Origin of the sequence: Lysinibacillus sphaericus (genome assembly GCF_005217585.1) — a bacterium.
Lineage (GTDB): Bacteria > Bacillota > Bacilli > Bacillales_A > Planococcaceae > Lysinibacillus > Lysinibacillus sphaericus.
On sequence record NZ_SZPT01000001.1, the window covers coordinates 955,247 to 973,214 of the forward strand.

Here is a 17,968-nt window from a genome sequence, read left to right on the forward strand (position 1 = left end):
AAACAATTCCCACACAGTAATGGCAAGAAAATAGACACAAGGCCATTTGCCTATCAAAATAGATTTTCTACCACCGCTGCCTTTGGATAAGACTGCTGAAGACCCTGTATCTGTGGATTATAGCATATAATGCGGGGATTGTTAGTCGAAAGGAATAATCTCATTGAGGTAGCAGGTCATAAAAATGAAACGTTTAATTGATCTTTTAACGCAGCACAAAATGGTAGCTGTTTTTCATAAAAATAATAAAAGAGTCACATCTAACTAGGTGGGGCTTTTTATTTTGCATTTAATAATGAGGGGAAGAACGTGTTGAAGGATAACACATCTCGAAAGAACGGCGTTGAAGGAATATTGAAGCATAAATGGATGTGATAAAGAGAACGTTGCCTTCAACAAGCTTTACCAAGTTTATTTGGAAAGAGGTGGTAGTATGCAATTAACCGATGGCTCCTGGATTTTTGAAACCGAAGAGATAGAAGCGGCTGTCATGAACTTAGAACGAGAGGGATACGAGCGAGAAATGTTGAACGCCTTTGCTCGATATGCTTACTTACGTTATAAACAAATTAGGGATACGGTAAATCCACGGAAGTGCAAATACATGTTTATTGATAAAGTAAGAGAACAATTAAAGTCCCCAGCAAAATTACGTAGAGTTAGTAGTTTATTGAATATGACCGAAGAGGAAGTACAATACATTGTGGCATTTGTAAAAAAGCATTTGAAATATGTAAAATAAACAACCCTGTTTCAGTGAACTGGAAAATAAAATAGGTTTATTGAAACTTTGTAAATTATATAAACTTTTTGCCACTCCAATGAGCTGTTAACACTATAGGAAAAAAGAGCACACCAAAAGGTAAGGATATCAAAATCATTTTCCACGTAACAATTTGCTCCATCCATAATGATCTATATAAAACAATGCTGTATGGAATAATTATAATAACCGATGTAATAGTTCCAGGAGCAATAGAGCGGAATATAATTGTCTGCCCAATATGCGTAAACGCATGAATAAAAAATACTAATGAAACGGCTATAAAAAAGTATAAACTCCAACTAGTACCATTATAGAGATAGTAAATAGCTGAAACAGTAGCTGCACTGACAAATAAAAAAATAACAATAACTGCTGCTGCAAATTGAGCTGTCGTCATAGAAAACTGCTTCACAATTCGGTCAGCTATTTTGGGAGGCAACCGTTTATAAATCTTATTTCGATTCGTATGTAACCATTTTTCTACTAATATAATCTCTTCAAAATCGTGGATAATGAAAAGAATAGGAAATAACCAGATTAATGTTTGAACATTTAACCAGAATGCCATATTGACCTCACTTGCTTTCGTTTATATTTGGTCATGTATAAAGATTGTAGATTGGAATGGAAAAATGATTAAAGGGTCACTGGACCAGAGTGACCCTAACCAACAAATCAGGAGGTGCAAAGCTAAATTTGCTTTACACTACTATTACTATGATGAAATAGTTATGATAACTAGCTATTAGCCTGCAAACTAGATAAAAAATAAATACTTTATTATTTATAAAGTTACGTGTGTTTCTATGATTATAAGTATTATACCAATTATGGATTATTTAGTTAATTACTTTTTGAATAATCGTGAGTGATAGTTAACAGTAAAATACTGCTCTTTCGACAAATACGAAATGTTGATTAAGAAAAATATTCCTATTTTATGCAAGAAATTCAAAGTGCATTGTAATGCATAGGGAAATAGTATAGTGAGTATGCGCAAGGATAAGTCTATCTACATGTGACATTGTCGATCTTTTTAATCAAATTTGTTGTTTTCAATTGTCAGAAATTATCAATATATCTTATAATAATAAAAAATATAATATAAGAGGTGAACTTATGGGGAAACCAGTAGATTACAATCTATTTCCAGCCTATCAAAACACACTTGAAGACAGACTAACCGAACGAAAAGAAGAATATATAGAAGAGTTAGAAAAAGCAAAACTTGGCGGGTATCTATTAGATTTTGAAAAATTATTAGAAGAAGTACCGCAATAAAAAAAGCACCTCACAGGGGGTGCTTTTTAGTTGAAACAAATCGTAAAAACCTGTATACCTCGTTACATACCAATCGAAAAAATTTCTTATTCGCCATTACATATCAAATAAAATAAAATTTTAGCAAATTGCTACAAAGTTTGTATAAGAATTAATAATTCAGTAAATATATTTATTTTGAATTATCTTCAAAATAATAGTTAAATAACCCTGATTTTTAGCTTGAATATTGAAATGCTAACCGTAATTGTTAAAATAAATTTTAACTAGATCTAGTGAGACATAGGAGAATACGTGTCCAAATCTTAATGAGGTGGGTAGTATTAGATACCCATTAATAAAAATACTATGATAATGTTCGGTTATAAATAATTTTAATACTCTGAAAACTGATAAACAGATTGAAATTTAATGTTTATAGGAGGATTAGTATGAAAAAATTTATTTGTTGCTTAGTAGTAATTTTGGTATTTTCTACTGTTGCATCTCCAACATTATTGACAATTGCAAGTTACGAAAATAATTTAACGCTAGCTTCAGAATATAATAGCTTTACGTTGCTTTATGATAATGGTAATCATTCAGCTTTTCAATTAAAAGATGAAGCAGGAAATATTTTTGAGTACGTTGAAGATGTAATCAGTAAACCTGATGGAACGGATGAAATTACCCAAAAAATATTTAATATTTCACCTAATAACGAGAAAGAATTAATAGATGAGAAAGTTATTAGGATAATGGAAACAACAGAAGAAATAATGATTAAAGAACTTACTAATCCGAATAGTGTGGAAGTGAAAATAAACAAAAATAATCCTCAATATAATACTAATAGTACTTTCCAACAACAATCTTATAATAATATTAATCCTAAATTAAAAACATTGACTGCCTCAAAGGGGGCATCTGGCGGTTCTTATATTGCGGCTATTCGTTGGGAGGAATCACCTAATAATAATAATGCCTATGCTATTTTTGGTACGATGTCTAAAACGACAACGAAGCAACAATGGCAGTATAGAGATTTTAAAGCAGCAGCTAATAATATTGTGGCACAAGAGAAAATTATCGCTACGGCTGGTCTAATAGGAGTATCTACAGCTGTTTGGGATGCTGTTAAGGGTGGTAATCTATTATCATGGGAATTAATTAAAAAGATATTTATAAAGCTCGGAAAGAATGTACCAGTTATTGGCACCATTCTAAATATATTTACTTACGTTAATTTATGTCTGAATGCAAAAGAGAAATATCATGCAATACCATAAGTGAAAATAAGAGATATATGCGAGTGATTTGTATTGAATAGCATTCTTAACATTTTGTTGAGCGCTTTTATAGGCTTCTGCTATATCCAATTTATGTCCTATGTATTTAAGGTAGTGAGAAATTATATGAAACAAAAAAGCAGGGACTTCCTTGTGCAAATATTGCCTGGGTGGCTTTTGATAATGTTATCAAGTGGTTGTATATATTGGTATGCACCCCCATATTTGACATATTATTATATAATGCAAACAATAATGTATACAGCCATGATTATATGTCTGATTGCACTATTTTTATTATTGGTTGTGAAACCAATCAGCATTAATAAATACAACAGAATAGTTTTAAAAATTAAAAAGGACTATGAAAGTAAATAAGTACAGTCAAAACAAGTTTGTAATGATTAATAATATTAATTATTAGGTGATATGTTTTGAATACATTTCTAGAGATTTTATTAGGTGCTTTCATACTTTTCGTTTATATACAAATTATGTCCTTTGTTTTCAAGGTTTTGGTAAAGTATATGAAACGAAAAAGTACGGACTTTCTTGTGCAAATACTTCCTGGTTGGCTTATGGTGATGTTATCGAGTGGTTGTATATTTTATTATGCTCTACCATATTATCGGTACTATATTATTATGCAAACTATAATGTATACCGCCATGGTTGTTTGTATTATTGCGTTGTTCTTATTATTGGTGGTGAAGCCGATCAGTATCAATAAATACAACAGAATAGTTGTATTTATTAAAAAGGATTTTAATCGTAATGAAAGCTAAGTTAACAGGTTCTAAACATATAGATGTGCAGCCATTAAGTGTATTGATACTAAATGGCTGCTTTTTAAATTAGAGTACTACGCAGAATAAGTAATGTAAATAATGTGCTATTGTTATAGAATGGTAAAAATACGATTTTGAAAGTAGAGGGAAAAGCATGTTTCCAATATTACATACCGAGCGTTTAGTGCTAAGAGAACTGACAGAAAATGATGCGCAAGCAATATTAAGTTGTTTTTCAAATCCAGACGTTTTACGTCATTATGGGCAGAAGCCGTTAACGAGCTTAGAGCAAGTGAAACAGATTATCCAAAATTTTTCTACTAATTTCAAAGAAAAACGTGGCATTAAATGGGGAATATCCGTGCAAGGACAAGAAGAAATTATCGGTACAATTGGTTTTCAAGATTGGTCTGTTGAGCATAAAAAAGCGGATATCAGTTATGCACTTTTCCCTAATAGTTGGGGGCAAGGCTTTGCAAAGGAAGCTGTAGGTAAAGTTATTTCCTATGGTATTCAAGAGATGAATTTGGTGCGCATAGGAGCCATTGTTTTTACGGAAAATGAAGCATCGAATAAGCTATTGGAAGCATTGGGTTTTGAAAAAGAAGGGGTTTTAAGAAACTTTATGCATCAAAATAATATGCCTTATGACACTAATGTTTATTCTTTCATTAAGTAAAGAAGTAAAGAACAAAATTGAATATCATCGAAATAAATAGCGAAATATAGTGGAAACTTTATTTACTAAATAATTTGAAACATGGAATAGTAACAAGTATAAACCCCGAAAGATGTTTTGAACAAATGTCATCGTCTAAAATGTGCAGTGCTGTTTTTGTGCGAACTGTAGATTTATTGAAAATAAAATACTTATAGTGTTGCTCACCTACTATTTATGGTAAGCTCCTCCATACAAAAGAGTAATTGCACAAGTATGGGAGTTATTGTTTCCTAACAGTTTTAATCCTGTAGTGAGCTACGATTTAACTTTTAAACCTAGTAATGATGCAAATCCAACAGCTTGTTCAGAAGATACTTCGCAACCTTTTATACTTTCCAAAGTAACATTCAACCTTTCATATCGACATGAGCTAATATCAATACCTTTTAAAGATGTTTGAGAAAAATCCACATCGTTAATATCACACTCATTAAAAATGACTTTATTAAATTTGCATTCAAAATAGTTGGCGCTTTGTAGCGATGAATGATTAAAAATGACCTGTTTTAAACGAGTCTCTGTAAAATCACATAGATTTGCAATGCAATTGTCAAACGAAACATTTCCTACATGAGCTTCTGCTAAATTCAATCCTAATACTTTACAATTGTCGAATGTAACTCTGTGAATTAAGCCTTCCCTAAAGCTGGCATTTGATAAATCACAGTTTTCAAAAATTACATCAGTCAAATCAATTTTTCTAAAAGATACATCTATGAATCTAACATTTTTAAAGAGTACTTTTGATAAAATAAGTCTATCAATAGCTATATTGTCAATGACCGTATTGGCGATAACACAATTGGATAAGTACGGATCTTCTTCATAAAAAATATCTTGAATATTTACTTTTTCTAATGCTAAAGGCAATTTAGGTGATTCAATTTTAAATACTTTTGCCACTTTATCACACCTCTCAATGTAATGATGTATATAGAATAATAAAAAATTCATGCTTTTATAAGACTTTATTTTTTCTTCATAGTATGGACATAGCAGTTTGTGTTACAAAGGACCGATTTGGGGGGAATTAACATTGGAAGATTCGGTATTAAAATTTTATGATGAACTTGCAGAAGATTATCATCTAATATTTGTTGATTGGCATTTAGCCATTGCTCGGCAAAGTGAAATTCTATATAAAATTATCCAATCGAAGTTAAACTTATCTTCGATGCAGCAGGTTTCTTTATTAGATTGTTCGTGTGGCATTGGTACACAAGCAATTGGTTTGGCAAATTATGGATTTAATGTAACCGCTACTGACATTAGTGCTGTATCTGTAAAGAGAGCTAAAAAAGAAGCAGCCCGTTATGGAGTGAAAATAAACTTTGGAGTAGCCGATTTTCGGGAGCTCAATACAAATGTATCAGGCTTATTTGATATTGTGCTATCGGCGGATAATGCAATACCGCATTTACTAACAGATAAAGATTTGCACAAAGCTTGTCAAAATATGTATGAAAAGCTTCGTCATAACGGTTTACTTTTAGTTACGATAAGAGATTACGATGCGATGGTCATAGAGAAAATAATCACGACAAAACCAAATATATTGGACGAAGGAAAGAGAATGACTTTTCAAGTCTATGATTGGGCAGAAGATGGAAAAACGTATACAGTAAAACAATTTATTATGAGAGAAATTAACGGTGAATGGAAAACAAAACATAATAGTACGCAATACAGGGCACTGTTAAGGGAGGAAATTAACAAAGTACTACGTATGATTGGTTTCGTCAATATTGAATGGCATTTCCCTGAAAATACAGGTTATTATCAACCGATTTTGACTGCTCGTAAAGTGTAAAATGCAGTTCCCAATGCAAGCACACTAACATAAATTTTTATACTAAATATGAAACTTTTTGAATTTTCAAACGTAAATTTTTGAAATAATGGTTTTGTGGAGGTAAAAATGTATAAATTTAGTGTAGTGTTTGTTGTGTTTATCTGCTTATTAACGGCTTGTACACAAGATGAAGTTGTACCGAAAGAACAAGAAATTGAGGATGAACAGATTGTAGTGACACCTGATGGGAAAGTAACCTTTGAGATTATTAATAACATTAAGGTTCCACAAGAAAAAGTGGAAGAAATTAAAGATGAACTTCTAACAGCCTATGAAGTAATACAAAATTCGATTCAAACTGCTTATGTTCCTTCCGATAAAATCAACGTTTATCTCAATGAGGGAGACCTTGCTTCATTGGGCTTGGCATCTAGAATCGAGCTATATGGCGTGAAGGAAGACAGATACCCACTAATACATGAATTAACACATTCCTTACTGGGCTATGGGAAAGATTTTGATACAAGCAGTGGGTATTTTACACAAGAGGGTTTTGCTAGTTATTTGGAAGAAAAGTACGGGGAAAATAAAACATATCCCCATAAACTTGTAAAATATTTTATGGATGCAAACAAATTAATCCCTATTAGTAATTTGATAGATTCTAATCTGGATGAATCCTATTTTCGCCCTGTCCTAATAACTGAAAAAGATGTTACCCTTCGATTGATGAGCTATACACATGCTTCTTCTTTTGTAACATATTTAGTAGAGACTTACGGGTTAGAAAAGTTTGAACAGATTTACAATGAAAAGGATTTGTCAAAAAAAGTAGCGGAAGTATACGGAAAAAATATGAGTGAATTAGAAAATGAATGGATTGTTTTTCTTAATAAGGATTCAAATAATTTAACATATGAAGAGAAAATGGACATGGGGTATTTTTTTGCTATCTCTTCAGTTATCGATACGATTGATTCGAAATTTTTTTCAAAGGAATAAAATGATGCGTGTAACAGATGATTGTTCTTTATTTGTTCGTAGATAAAATTTCAAAGCGTATGTTATTTCCGCTGTCGTCTTAATCAATAATTTGCATTTTATTTTACAATTGTTTATTCTATCATAATACTTAATTTTGGAAATAAGGTGATGGACATGAACAGTTTAGACAGGGCAAATAGAAAAAAAGGAAGAGCATTAAAAATTTTAGATGAATTACAATTAATGCAAAGATGGAGTACGATAGGGACTTGTTTTGTAGTGGGTGCAACCGCTTATGATTTAATCGTATCGCCTGATATTGATATGGAGACATTTAGTGATGAATTAATTCCAGAAAAAGTAATGATGGCGTTGGCACCATTAGTAGACAATCAAAATGTAGTGGAACTAAAATATAAAAATTATATGGATTCTGATTATCAAGGCTATTATTTTAAAATCATTTATTTAGCTAATCAAGAAGAGTGGAATATCGATATGTGGCTTTTTTCAAATGGACGTCAAGGAGCACTCTCTAAAGATTTGGTGCCTTTTATGAAAAAAGCGTTAACAGAAACTTCGAGAAAAGCTATTCTTGATATTAAAGAAGCTTTACTAGAAACTAATTTAAGTTATTCATCAATATTTATTTATCAGGCTGTAATAGAATTTGGGATTCGAAATGTGAATGAATTTTTAGAATGGACGAAAAACCATGCTACGAATTTACTTATTGACTGGACACCTAATAGCCATTAGGTGTGAGAAAATGGGGCACTTCTCTAGTTTTTAAGACTTGATTTCGACATATTTTGGCAGAGTTTCTTCGTTTTAGACTATCTTTTTATAGTAACATGAAGGAAAAAGATGAGGAGATTGGAAATGCCTGATTTAGTGCTTGCCCTGTTTTTATTGAACCTTTCTTTATTTCTTGTGCATGAAATGGATGCGATTAGGCGCTCGGAGTGGCGGCTGTTTGTCGTACTAAAGGATATGGGAGATGAGAAAGCTTACAAAGTATTCACATTGATTCATATAGTTCTTTACATAATTATATTTTTGTTATTATTTAGTCAGTATCAAACGATTCTTTTTTGGATTTTAGATATATTTTTTATTGTTCATTCCATATTGCATTTGTTTTTTGAACGACATCCTCGAAATAATTTTAAACATGCATTTTCAAGAGCGATTATACATTCGTTAGGCATTCTTTCCGTAGTACATTTATTATTTTTAATTTAGCTTTAAAGCAAAGCCATATCTTTAGTGATATGGCGTTTTTTTATTGAAGAAAAATAGGCCATAATTTGGAACAATACACCTAGATAATATAGTAAAATGAGGGATGAATAGATATTTGAATTATTTGAAAATTAAAGAAAGGGTGGGGGATAAGGTGGTATTGCTTAAATACGATATAGAAGAGAAAGATATTAGGATGCTAAAAGAAGTTTATCAATCTGTTGGATGGCATAAACATAACGAACTTATCATCGAGAAGGTTTTTAATGCAAGTACTCATGTTGTAGTTGCATTGGTGGATGGCAAAATTGTAGGTTTTGTTAGAGCGCTTTCAGATGGGGTATTTAATGCAGCTATTTATGATGTAGTTGTCCATAAAAAGTTTCAAGGCCAAGGAATTGCAAGGTTGCTTTTGGAAGATATGAAGCAGCAGTTAGAAAATGTTTCATGCATTCAGTTAATTGCAACAACTGGTAATGTTCCTTTTTATGAAAAAATGGGATTTAAAAAATTGAAGACAGGTATGGGGATTTATAAAAATCAGCAACTAGCCCAAGAATATTTAGAGTAAATTTAGTAATGGATCGATCAATAATCATTAAAAAACCAGAATAGATGCTACAATATGTAGATTAATTCTGGTTTTTTTAAATAATCCAATTTATTTTATATACAAATTGTTCCTGTTTTTATACCAGTCGGTCCATTAAATCCAGGAATTGTATCAACTACTATATTTGTTGCGATATTAATAACAGACACCGTATTATCTAGTTGATTTGTGACATATGCAAACGTTCCATTCGGTAGGATGGTTACTTGGTCAGGGGAGATGCCTACAGGAATTGTTGCAATGACTAAATTTGTAGACGTATCTATAACAGATACTGTATTACTACCTTTATTTACAATGTAAACAAATGATCCATCGGGTGTAATAGCTGTTCCAACAGGTCCATTACCAACAGGAATTGTAGCAATTACTGTATTCATATTTGCATTAATAACGGATACTGTATTGCTCGCTTCATTTGTGACATAAGCAAATTGTCCATTCGGTGTAAAAACGATGGATCTTGGGCGAGCTCCTACAGGGATTGTTGCTACAACTATATTCGTTAGCGTATCAATAACTGATATTGCATTTGAATTTTCATCTGCAACATAGGCAAATGCACCATTGGGTGTAAAAGCTATTCCCTGTGGTGCAAGACCTACCGGAATAGTTGCAGTTACCGTATTTAAAGTTGTATTTATGACAGACACCGTATTAGAGCCTTGGTTAGAAACATAAGCCAATGTTCCATTTGGTGAAATGGCAACACCTAGAGGATTGATTCCAACTGGGATGGTGGCCACTGCCATATTCGTTGCCGTACTAAATACTGTTACATTATTCGAAAAGTATGCAGGCACATAACCGAATGCGCCATCTGGGGTGATTGCTACTTCTAAAGGAGCGGTTCCCACCGGAATGGAAGCGACGATAGTATTTGTAGATGTATTAATTACTGAAACTCTATTGTCGGGCGTTTCTATTTGACCAGCATCCGTAACATACACTAGATAGTTGCAATTTGGTGGGGAAGGAAATGGCGGTTTACATTTACAATTACAACAAAAACAGCAACAATGACAACAACAATTAGGATTTGATTTAATCTTAAACTTTATAAAATAATTTGGTTGTTTTTCCACGTTAGTCCTCCTTTCTTTCATATATTGCTACTATATGTACACGTAACCATCTTCCTTGTATGTTTTCCTACATCTGAAAAGACACGCTTTCATATTAAGTACTTTTATTCAAATAATGTTTTAAATTTTGTGAACAGTATTAATGTTTCTTTACGCAAATAAAATTTAACTCTTAAATGAATCATATTTTTTCAGACGTTAGCATAGTGAAATAAAGGGGGATAAATATGGGAAATGTGAATATTTATGAAATCATTGGCTTTTCAATTGATCCTATTTATGAGGCATTAACAAAACTTATGGTTGATGAAGAAATCGTCATTGGCAAATATACCATTCGTAAAACACCAAAATTTTATGAAATTGAAAATATAAATTTGCATGAATGTTTTAAAGAAAAAGAGCATTGTTATCAATTTTTATGTAACTTGCTCATAATTAAATAATTACGTTACGACAGCCATTATGGATGTATGTTGATTTACTGGAAAAAAACAAATATTGTATGATTTTATTCATATTATCAAAGAGTGAAGGGGGAGTATTATTGAATATCGAGCTCATAAACAGCAAAATTTCAGAACGCTTATTGAGTGGTACATTTGAAGTAAGTTTGTTTTTAATTGAAAAGATTAAGACGCATGATATGTTAGATTATTTTTCATTTCAACCATCAATAAGCCATTCTTTACAAAAAGAGATAATCAATATTATCCAGCCAACTATTGATAAGCTTGTTGGAAAAGAGCAACTAGAATTTAATGAAAATGGTCGACCGAATGGCGTAGTGGAGTATTGTAAGTCATCCTATATAGGAATAACTTATGATCATTTATTCAAAAGTTTACAGGAACCGGGTGAATCATTGAATGAAGATGTGCAAAAAGATTTATACTGTATAAAAATTGAAATAGAAGCAGGGAAGTATGCTTATTTCCTAAATCGCATTCCGCAATTTAAGAAGTTTTCTAAAGGGCTTTGGGGAATCATTGCGGATACTACTTTTAGAAAAGTCTCAGATTCATTTATTGGCATTGAACCAGGGTTCGATTTACTTATTTATGACAACGAAATACTAGTGGTAAATAATGTTTCAGTGCAACGAATTTTCGATTTGAAAACAAAATATGTGCACAATACGAATTCGGTCTTATGTGCTTTTGAAGAAACGAATAAATTAGAAGGCTTTGAACAATTTAAAAATGATAGCATTGAAGATGGTAATATAGTTAAAAGAGTTTCGCGATTAATGACAAAGCCTGAGAGAATGACAAGGTTCGTTGAAAATTTTGATAAAATAGAAGAAATTATTAAAGAATTTGACTTAAATATAGAATTAAACGAAGAAAAGTCAAAAATAAAATATACAGATAAAAAACAATTAAATGATATCGTCAAGTTACTGAATGATGCTTATTATAAAACTGTTCTTACAGGTGAAAGAGGCAGAGATGATTTAAGGTAATTTATTAAGAAAGGGTGGAGGAAAAATGACAAATCTTTTTAAATTGTTTCTGTTTATATCGTCATACTCTCCATTATATGTCATTGTTGCTCTTTCCATATTCCCTTATGAAAATATTGATTGGCAGTCATTTATTGAAGATCAAGTAACGTTTACCGTTACTATTATCTTGGTCGTTTTATTTTCCCTTTCCTTTTTACCGATTTGGTATATTAGGAAATGTGAATTAAACAGCACGATTGTTAGTGAGCGCGTAGCAAGAAAAAATGAAGAGATTTTAAGTTACTTAGTGACATATATCGTTCCTTTACTAGCCATCAATGTTAAAGAAGTAAGTACTTTGATTACAAATGGGATTTTGTTTATGATAATTGGCTATTTATATATTAAGTCTAATATAATCCATGTGAATATAACGTTCTTATTATTTGGATGGAACATTTATGAGGATGAGCTTGGCCGCGTAATTATCTCAAAAGACAATCCAGATTATTTTATCAGAATGAACATTGCTAACAACCCTATCCGTGTTAGAAAACTGGCTAGTAATATTTATTTGCATAGGTCTTAGAGAAAGTAGCAATCCATTGTGAAAAGTCACTATTTGATAATGGGCAGGACTTAAAAACAGCCAAATTACTTAGTAGGCAAGGATACTCCTTATATGACAAACAAAAAAGCCTATACCAAAAAATGATATAGGCCAAATTCAAAAATTAATCTGTTTTTAGGAGAGAATAAATATTAATATCTATAAAATTCCCTTTTGAATTTTCGTATTGTCTTAACTTTCCTTCGAATGTAAAATGAAGCTTTTGTAACACTTTTATAGAATTTACATTTGCAGGTTCTACCTTTGCTTCAATCCTATTGATTTTTAAAGTTTCGAAAGCATATTCAATAAGTGCCTTTATACCTTCAGGAGCATACCCCATGCCCCAATAGGCTTTCGCGATATCATAACCAATTTCTACTTTTGCATTATCTAAGTCTATTGAATTGAATCCACATGTTCCTATTATTTCGTTGGAGTTCCTTTCAATCATGCTAAACCGTATCGCTTCACCAGCATGAGCTAATTCTTCTAGAAGTTCAATCATCTCTGTTGCTTGCGTTTCATGCGTAAAGGTAGTGATATTCATGTATTTCGTTACATCTGGATCAGACCAAAGTTTAAACAAGCGAGGTGAGTCTGATACAGCCATTCTTCTTAAATGTAATCTTTGAGTGTGTAGTTCTTTTATCAATGCTTATACCTCCAATATTTTTAATCAGTTAGATAAAAAATATTGCCATCTGCGCATAGTTCAGTCCCTTCAAGGTTTTTATTCTAGTCTATGTTATTTCTCTTTCACTTTTGTTTTCTAAGTAGTATTGCTGCCATAAATAAAAAAACAGCTATCCATAAGGAAAAAAGAAAGTTTTCAAGCAAAGCCCAATGATTATTTTTGAAATAATACCAAATTCATGATAGTAAAAAAACGGTCATAATGAAAGTGATATATAAGTGCTTTCCGAATTTTGTCAATTGAAACACCATTGTGCATCAGTGTAACTTTAAAATTACAGGCTTTACAACCTTAAAAGAGGCTATGTAAACTTTTGTGGCTTTGTAACCTTGATGGAAGCTAGTTCACCTCAATCTTTACAAAAGTTAAAAATGTATGGCGAACCAACCGAAAATACGGATCCAATAGCTCTAACATTACCTTGACTTGTTTCACTACCAACTTGACTGCTTACAAAGGAATCACCACCACAAGCTTTACAAATCCATTTACTATTCTCCATAAATGCACCTCTTTATGTAATATATGTTAACTATACTATAAAGTTGATGATAGCGTCTAATCTCTTCAGCGCATCATAGGTACTAATTCGTTTCTTGTCGTTCCCACTCGCTTCGTAAAATCCCCATTTTTATAGCATCATAGTATTTTCCATCAACAATTCGTGCATCTCTAATTCTTGCCTCTAATTGCATCCCTAATTTCTCGGCTACTCGTATCATTCTTTCATTACCAGACCAAGTAGACATCCCTAATCGATGAAGGGGTGTATTTTCAAAAAGATAGTCAATCCATAAGCGATAAGCTTCTGAACCATAACCACCATTCCAATAAGCTGTATCATATGTGACAATCCCTGTTTCAAGCCAGTTAGTATTTTTATCTACCCAATAAGCACCGACAACACCAATAAACTGTTCGTCTACGGCTATGATTAATGAACTTGGAACATCTTCAAATAATTGTTCATCTTTTGTCCATTCCTTTAAAAACGCAGCTTTAGACTTATGTTTTTCTGGAATATATGGACCGTTCCATTTCTTTGCTTCTTGTTTCTCATCAACATACTTCCAAAAATAGATATTTTCAATATCGGAAGGAGTAGCTGTTCGTAATGTAACTTTATTTCCTTTTATATGTATCATTGTATTCTCCCCTTGTTTATAACAAAACTACTATACTATAATATCATAATCAAATATTTTCTTATTTTATAGTATGTCGAAAGCATAGAGCGTACTAAAGGATTTAAAGTCAGCAGTATTCCTTCCAGTTCTTACTGGAAGGGAGGATAAGTTGCCTTACAAAGGAAAGTTATTATAGGAAGGAGCATTATCTATGAATTTTGAAGAAGATATCCATCTACATGTTGGATTTTATGATACTAATGGTGAATTTGAAGGTATTTTTTTAAAACAAAAAAGTGGCGGGACATGGTGCTTATTTTTCCATAATGAATCTTATAATGTATCCCTAAAAAAAACGTATGCTTTATTTGATCAATATTTTGGGTATATGGTGAGAGAATACAATATTTGTGATTTAACTTTTGAGCATGCGAATGAATTATTCAAAGAATTTTTATTAGAAGAGGAATTAATCGTTATAAGGGAGGGGGACAATACCTTTCATCTGAATGAAGTAAAAGTCCAAGATCATTAGGTTTCAGCTAATCACTGCCAAAAAACCTCTACAGAACCCGAGTTTGGCGACAAATTGAGAGTAATCTCATCCTCTATAAAAGTGATACTGAAAACTTTTATAGTATTTATTTTAGTTTTAAGCTGATAAGTAATGCCAAACACTATGTTAAAAATTAAACAAAATTTAAAGGATTCAAGAAAGCTCAATATCAATTTGTTTCCAGTGTTAAAAAAATTCACATGACCAATAACAGACATAATAAGCCAATATCATTGGCCCATTAAAACATTGAGCTAAATCCAGCTCGCAATTCCCCCACATACTAATCAAAACAAGAGGACAGCGCGCCTGACATAGCTACACCCGCTGTACCTACAAATAGCTCCTCCGCCAGCACCTAACCCTAAGCTAGTTATTGCACCAAGAACTCCTAATGTATATGTCCATAGTTGAACGAGCCAGCCAGTCTAGTCGTTTGAGCCGATTGTTCCCTGCTATGTAATTTTATAATCAGTCCACTAGTACCGGATTTATAAATTAAATACGCTATTACCAAGACTATCTATTGCATGCGTTGGCAAAGTCTCTATATAATCACCTTTTGTAACAATTATATTTCCAACATCAGCATTTTCAATTTTCACCTCTTCGTTTAACAAATCTAAACGCATTGTACTTTCCTAAATTGTTATTGCAACATCATTATTCTGCTCTGCTACATATATAGTTGATGCAGTTAAAGCCGTATTTCCAGTGAAAAACCAGTCAATATAAAAATTCCCTCATGATTGAAAACCCACGCATAATCTAGACTTAATGAAGTATTTATAATGCTTTAGTAGTCGAGTTACATGATAGATAGACTGAAACCTACTGTCTATTTTCGTATAAGGGAAGAGAAGGAGGCAAAGCTCTAATCTAGTTTTAATAGCGTTTATCTAAAAATAACTAGTAAATTAACTCCAAATTATGTATATTTATTATGAGGAGGAATTAATTATGAAAAAAATATTAGTATTACCATTATTATTGTTATTTGGAATTATTTTTGCGGGATGTAGTGCGGATTCAGAAAAGGAGAGTGGAGACAAAGAGGAGGTTGCTGCAGATACAACTGAAAAGACTTCTGTGAGCAAACCACTTAAGGTCGATAAAGAGCTATTAAATGTTGAGGTAACGATACCTGCTGATTTTTTTGAAGATGAAGATATAGATACAGTGATTGCTGATGCCAAAGACGAAGGTATTCAAGAAGTAATTAAGAACGATGATGGTTCTTTAACGTTTAGAATGTCTGAATCACAGCAGAAAGAAATCTTGAAGGATATGGAAGAAGAGATTATCGTGTTCGTAGAAGAGATTGAAACAGATGAACAATTAGCTATTAAGGATATAAGTTACAATAATACATATTCTGAGTTCACAATTTTAGTTAACCCAGAAGAATTAGAAAGCACCCTAGACATCGACGCTGATGTTGATCTTGTTCTTATGGGTATTTTCTATCAACTGTTTAATGGAGTAGATCCAGCGAAAAATAAAGTAACCGTTACTTATAAAAATGAATCAAATGGCGAAGTAATTGATACAATCGTATATCCAGATGATTTAAATGAGCAAAATTAATTTTAAAATTTCAAGGAGTAAAAGCACTTAAAAAGCACTTAAAAAGTGCTTTTTTATTTTGCACTAAAAGGAATTTGAGGCATATCATAGGTCTATACGCAACTATGATTTAATCAGACTTAGGAGTCCATCGGTGTTGCAATAGTTAATCCAAAAGAAAATAATTGTTAATACTGTAATAATTCCTTTATTTTATCGGAAGCTAAACAAGTTTAAAAGGTTTGCTAAAATGGTGTTTACAAATCTATTGCTCTGTTACAAATGATGTCAATTTCTTTAAAAAGCTGCTGCGTCATCATATGATACAGATAGAGATAAATGCTATTGCTTTTTATATTTTTTACTAGTCCATGCCCAATTTATGAAAGCAAAAATAAGGACGGTCCATAGAGAAAAGAAAAAGTTGCTAAGCAAGTTCCAATTACCGTATTTCAAATAATCACGAATCAATAAAATTAAAAACAGTGATAAAAAGTAGAAGAGATAGATATATTTCCTGATAAAAGTCATATTGTTAACCTCATTATGTATTTTCTATAAATTGTAGCACAAAAAACGTCGACGTTTGCATCAACACAAAGCGGAATAGATAATCAAGCATTATTTAGAGAAAGTATAACAATGGTGAAATTTATGTTAAAGAATTTTGTGGGAAATCTATACATTGCGCTTATAAAAGGTAGTGCTTTTGTACAATGTTGATTCACTTATTATAAATATGATGTAGATAGAAGCGGAAGTCTTTAGTTAAGGTAGTCATTTTTAGTAGGAGGGGCTAACATGTGGTGGAAACTTAACAAAATAATTGAGGATGTAAAGCAAATTGTAAATGGATAAGTCGGGAGAGCGACAAGTTGGATGGTGAAAATGCATTTGAACATCGAAATAACAAAACATTTCATTGCATCCATTATGCATTTGGAGATACTCAAAGAGAAGTAGAATGGTTCTACTCACATCTATGGAGGTCAATAAGTAAAGAAGATGCTTCTGACAAGCACTTAATAGCGATTGGTTAAAAGCATTACTTATATTAAGAATTATATAATGTAAAATTTAGAATGATCTCTATAGTATCTTACAGATAAATAAAGATGTAATTTAAAGAGGGGTGAAAGGATATGCTAAAAATTCTACCAATTGTTTTTGGAATCATCGTAATCGCGCTTTCAACTTATGGCCTTATCACACGTGATTATCAATTTAATTTCGTAACGATATTCTTCTTAAGTTTATCGATGTTAACTTTAGGCATTAATGCATATCAAAGTGAGAGAAAAGCTTACGGCTGGTTCTTAATAGGTGTATTTTTATTTTTAGTATATGTGTCAATTCAAAGTTTTATATATAGGTAAATAATTGACTGCAAGGGATATAGAATTGAAAATTAACAAAAAGACA

23 protein-coding genes are annotated in these 17,968 nt (G+C 31.9%); 16 read left to right on the forward strand and 7 right to left on the reverse strand.

The features are described from left to right. Positions 1–433 precede the first annotated feature (433 nt). Complete coding sequence (locus tag FC748_RS04750) at positions 434–742, forward strand: hypothetical protein (protein WP_069512226.1); 309 nt, start codon at positions 434–436, stop codon at positions 740–742. Positions 743–797: 55 nt separating this feature from the next. Here FC748_RS04750 and FC748_RS04755 read toward each other — a convergent pair whose 3' ends face one another. After that, positions 798–1,334, reverse strand: coding sequence for an HXXEE domain-containing protein (locus FC748_RS04755; protein ID WP_108030135.1), 537 nt, complete (start codon positions 1,332–1,334; stop codon positions 798–800). Positions 1,335–1,885: 551 nt separating this feature from the next. Between FC748_RS04755 and FC748_RS21955 the strand changes: the two genes are divergently transcribed. The 3 genes from FC748_RS21955 (at position 1,886) to FC748_RS04765 (ending at position 4,782) form a co-directional block, all read left to right on the forward strand. Continuing rightward, positions 1,886–2,047 (forward strand): hypothetical protein, encoded by a 162-nt coding sequence (locus FC748_RS21955; protein ID WP_162832729.1) that lies wholly within the window; start codon positions 1,886–1,888, stop codon positions 2,045–2,047. A gap of 431 nt (positions 2,048–2,478) precedes the next feature. After that, positions 2,479–3,315 (forward strand): hypothetical protein, encoded by an 837-nt coding sequence (locus tag FC748_RS04760; protein WP_108030136.1) that lies wholly within the window; start codon positions 2,479–2,481, stop codon positions 3,313–3,315. A gap of 942 nt (positions 3,316–4,257) precedes the next feature. Then, on the forward strand, positions 4,258–4,782 hold the full coding sequence (locus FC748_RS04765; RefSeq protein ID WP_024364911.1) for a GNAT family N-acetyltransferase: 525 nt from the start codon (positions 4,258–4,260) through the stop codon (positions 4,780–4,782). Between the two features lie 297 nt (positions 4,783–5,079). Here the strand turns inward: FC748_RS04765 and FC748_RS04770 are convergent, their stop codons facing one another. Beyond that, positions 5,080–5,727 carry a pentapeptide repeat-containing protein gene (locus tag FC748_RS04770; RefSeq protein WP_024364910.1) on the reverse strand — a complete coding sequence of 216 codons (648 nt, stop codon included), beginning with the start codon at positions 5,725–5,727 and terminating at the stop codon, positions 5,080–5,082. Positions 5,728–5,860: 133 nt separating this feature from the next. Here FC748_RS04770 and FC748_RS04775 point away from each other — a divergent pair, with 133 nt between their 5' ends. The 5 genes from FC748_RS04775 (at position 5,861) to FC748_RS04795 (ending at position 9,416) form a co-directional block, all read left to right on the forward strand. Further along, positions 5,861–6,634: a class I SAM-dependent methyltransferase gene (locus FC748_RS04775; protein ID WP_108030139.1), complete on the forward strand. Its 774-nt coding sequence runs from the start codon at positions 5,861–5,863 to the stop codon at positions 6,632–6,634. Positions 6,635–6,742: 108 nt separating this feature from the next. Then, entirely contained in the window at positions 6,743–7,618 is an 876-nt protein-coding gene (locus FC748_RS04780; protein ID WP_024364908.1) for a hypothetical protein, read from the forward strand. Positions 7,619–7,774: 156 nt separating this feature from the next. Continuing rightward, positions 7,775–8,359, forward strand: a complete 585-nt coding sequence (locus tag FC748_RS04785; protein WP_025219779.1) for a hypothetical protein — start codon at positions 7,775–7,777, stop codon at positions 8,357–8,359. Positions 8,360–8,482: 123 nt separating this feature from the next. Further along, positions 8,483–8,845, forward strand: a complete 363-nt coding sequence (locus tag FC748_RS04790; RefSeq protein WP_108030140.1) for a DUF6713 family protein — start codon at positions 8,483–8,485, stop codon at positions 8,843–8,845. A gap of 196 nt (positions 8,846–9,041) precedes the next feature. Then, positions 9,042–9,416 (forward strand): GNAT family N-acetyltransferase, encoded by a 375-nt coding sequence (locus FC748_RS04795; protein ID WP_231786325.1) that lies wholly within the window; start codon positions 9,042–9,044, stop codon positions 9,414–9,416. A 95-nt stretch (positions 9,417–9,511) separates the two neighbouring features. Here the strand turns inward: FC748_RS04795 and FC748_RS04800 are convergent, their stop codons facing one another. After that, positions 9,512–10,543 (reverse strand): beta-propeller fold lactonase family protein, encoded by a 1,032-nt coding sequence (locus FC748_RS04800; protein WP_341867444.1) that lies wholly within the window; start codon positions 10,541–10,543, stop codon positions 9,512–9,514. Positions 10,544–10,770: 227 nt separating this feature from the next. Here FC748_RS04800 and FC748_RS04805 point away from each other — a divergent pair, with 227 nt between their 5' ends. The 3 genes from FC748_RS04805 (at position 10,771) to FC748_RS04815 (ending at position 12,579) form a co-directional block, all read left to right on the forward strand. Further along, on the forward strand, positions 10,771–10,989 hold the full coding sequence (locus tag FC748_RS04805) for a hypothetical protein (protein WP_024364903.1): 219 nt from the start codon (positions 10,771–10,773) through the stop codon (positions 10,987–10,989). A 101-nt stretch (positions 10,990–11,090) separates the two neighbouring features. Next, positions 11,091–12,008 (forward strand): DUF4868 domain-containing protein, encoded by a 918-nt coding sequence (locus FC748_RS04810; RefSeq protein ID WP_025219775.1) that lies wholly within the window; start codon positions 11,091–11,093, stop codon positions 12,006–12,008. 25 nt (positions 12,009–12,033) lie between these two features. Continuing rightward, positions 12,034–12,579 carry a KwaA family protein gene (locus FC748_RS04815; protein WP_024364901.1) on the forward strand — a complete coding sequence of 182 codons (546 nt, stop codon included), beginning with the start codon at positions 12,034–12,036 and terminating at the stop codon, positions 12,577–12,579. A 145-nt stretch (positions 12,580–12,724) separates the two neighbouring features. Here the strand turns inward: FC748_RS04815 and FC748_RS04820 are convergent, their stop codons facing one another. From FC748_RS04820 to FC748_RS04830, 3 genes are all read right to left on the reverse strand, one after another. Then, positions 12,725–13,255: a GNAT family N-acetyltransferase gene (locus FC748_RS04820; RefSeq protein WP_108030144.1), complete on the reverse strand. Its 531-nt coding sequence runs from the start codon at positions 13,253–13,255 to the stop codon at positions 12,725–12,727. Between the two features lie 391 nt (positions 13,256–13,646). Further along, positions 13,647–13,799 carry a hypothetical protein gene (locus FC748_RS21960; RefSeq protein ID WP_167492626.1) on the reverse strand — a complete coding sequence of 51 codons (153 nt, stop codon included), beginning with the start codon at positions 13,797–13,799 and terminating at the stop codon, positions 13,647–13,649. A gap of 82 nt (positions 13,800–13,881) precedes the next feature. Then, positions 13,882–14,442, reverse strand: coding sequence for a GNAT family N-acetyltransferase (locus tag FC748_RS04830; RefSeq protein WP_108030145.1), 561 nt, complete (start codon positions 14,440–14,442; stop codon positions 13,882–13,884). Between the two features lie 193 nt (positions 14,443–14,635). On the opposite strand from FC748_RS04830, the gene FC748_RS04835 reads away from it, so the two are divergent. After that, a complete protein-coding gene (locus FC748_RS04835) occupies positions 14,636–14,959 on the forward strand; it encodes a DUF3986 family protein (RefSeq protein WP_108030146.1) in 324 nt (107 codons plus the stop codon). Positions 14,960–15,471: 512 nt separating this feature from the next. Here the strand turns inward: FC748_RS04835 and FC748_RS21965 are convergent. Beyond that, positions 15,472–15,612 (reverse strand): hypothetical protein, encoded by a 141-nt coding sequence (locus FC748_RS21965; RefSeq protein ID WP_167492627.1) that lies wholly within the window; start codon positions 15,610–15,612, stop codon positions 15,472–15,474. 328 nt (positions 15,613–15,940) lie between these two features. Here FC748_RS21965 and FC748_RS04840 point away from each other — a divergent pair, with 328 nt between their 5' ends. The 3 genes from FC748_RS04840 (at position 15,941) to FC748_RS04845 (ending at position 17,922) form a co-directional block, all read left to right on the forward strand. Next, entirely contained in the window at positions 15,941–16,567 is a 627-nt protein-coding gene (locus FC748_RS04840) for a hypothetical protein (RefSeq protein ID WP_108030147.1), read from the forward strand. Between the two features lie 854 nt (positions 16,568–17,421). Further along, positions 17,422–17,586 carry a hypothetical protein gene (locus tag FC748_RS21970; RefSeq protein ID WP_167492628.1) on the forward strand — a complete coding sequence of 55 codons (165 nt, stop codon included), beginning with the start codon at positions 17,422–17,424 and terminating at the stop codon, positions 17,584–17,586. A gap of 102 nt (positions 17,587–17,688) precedes the next feature. After that, on the forward strand, positions 17,689–17,922 hold the full coding sequence (locus tag FC748_RS04845) for a DUF3953 domain-containing protein (protein WP_108030148.1): 234 nt from the start codon (positions 17,689–17,691) through the stop codon (positions 17,920–17,922). The last annotated feature ends 46 nt before the right edge of the window (positions 17,923–17,968 follow it).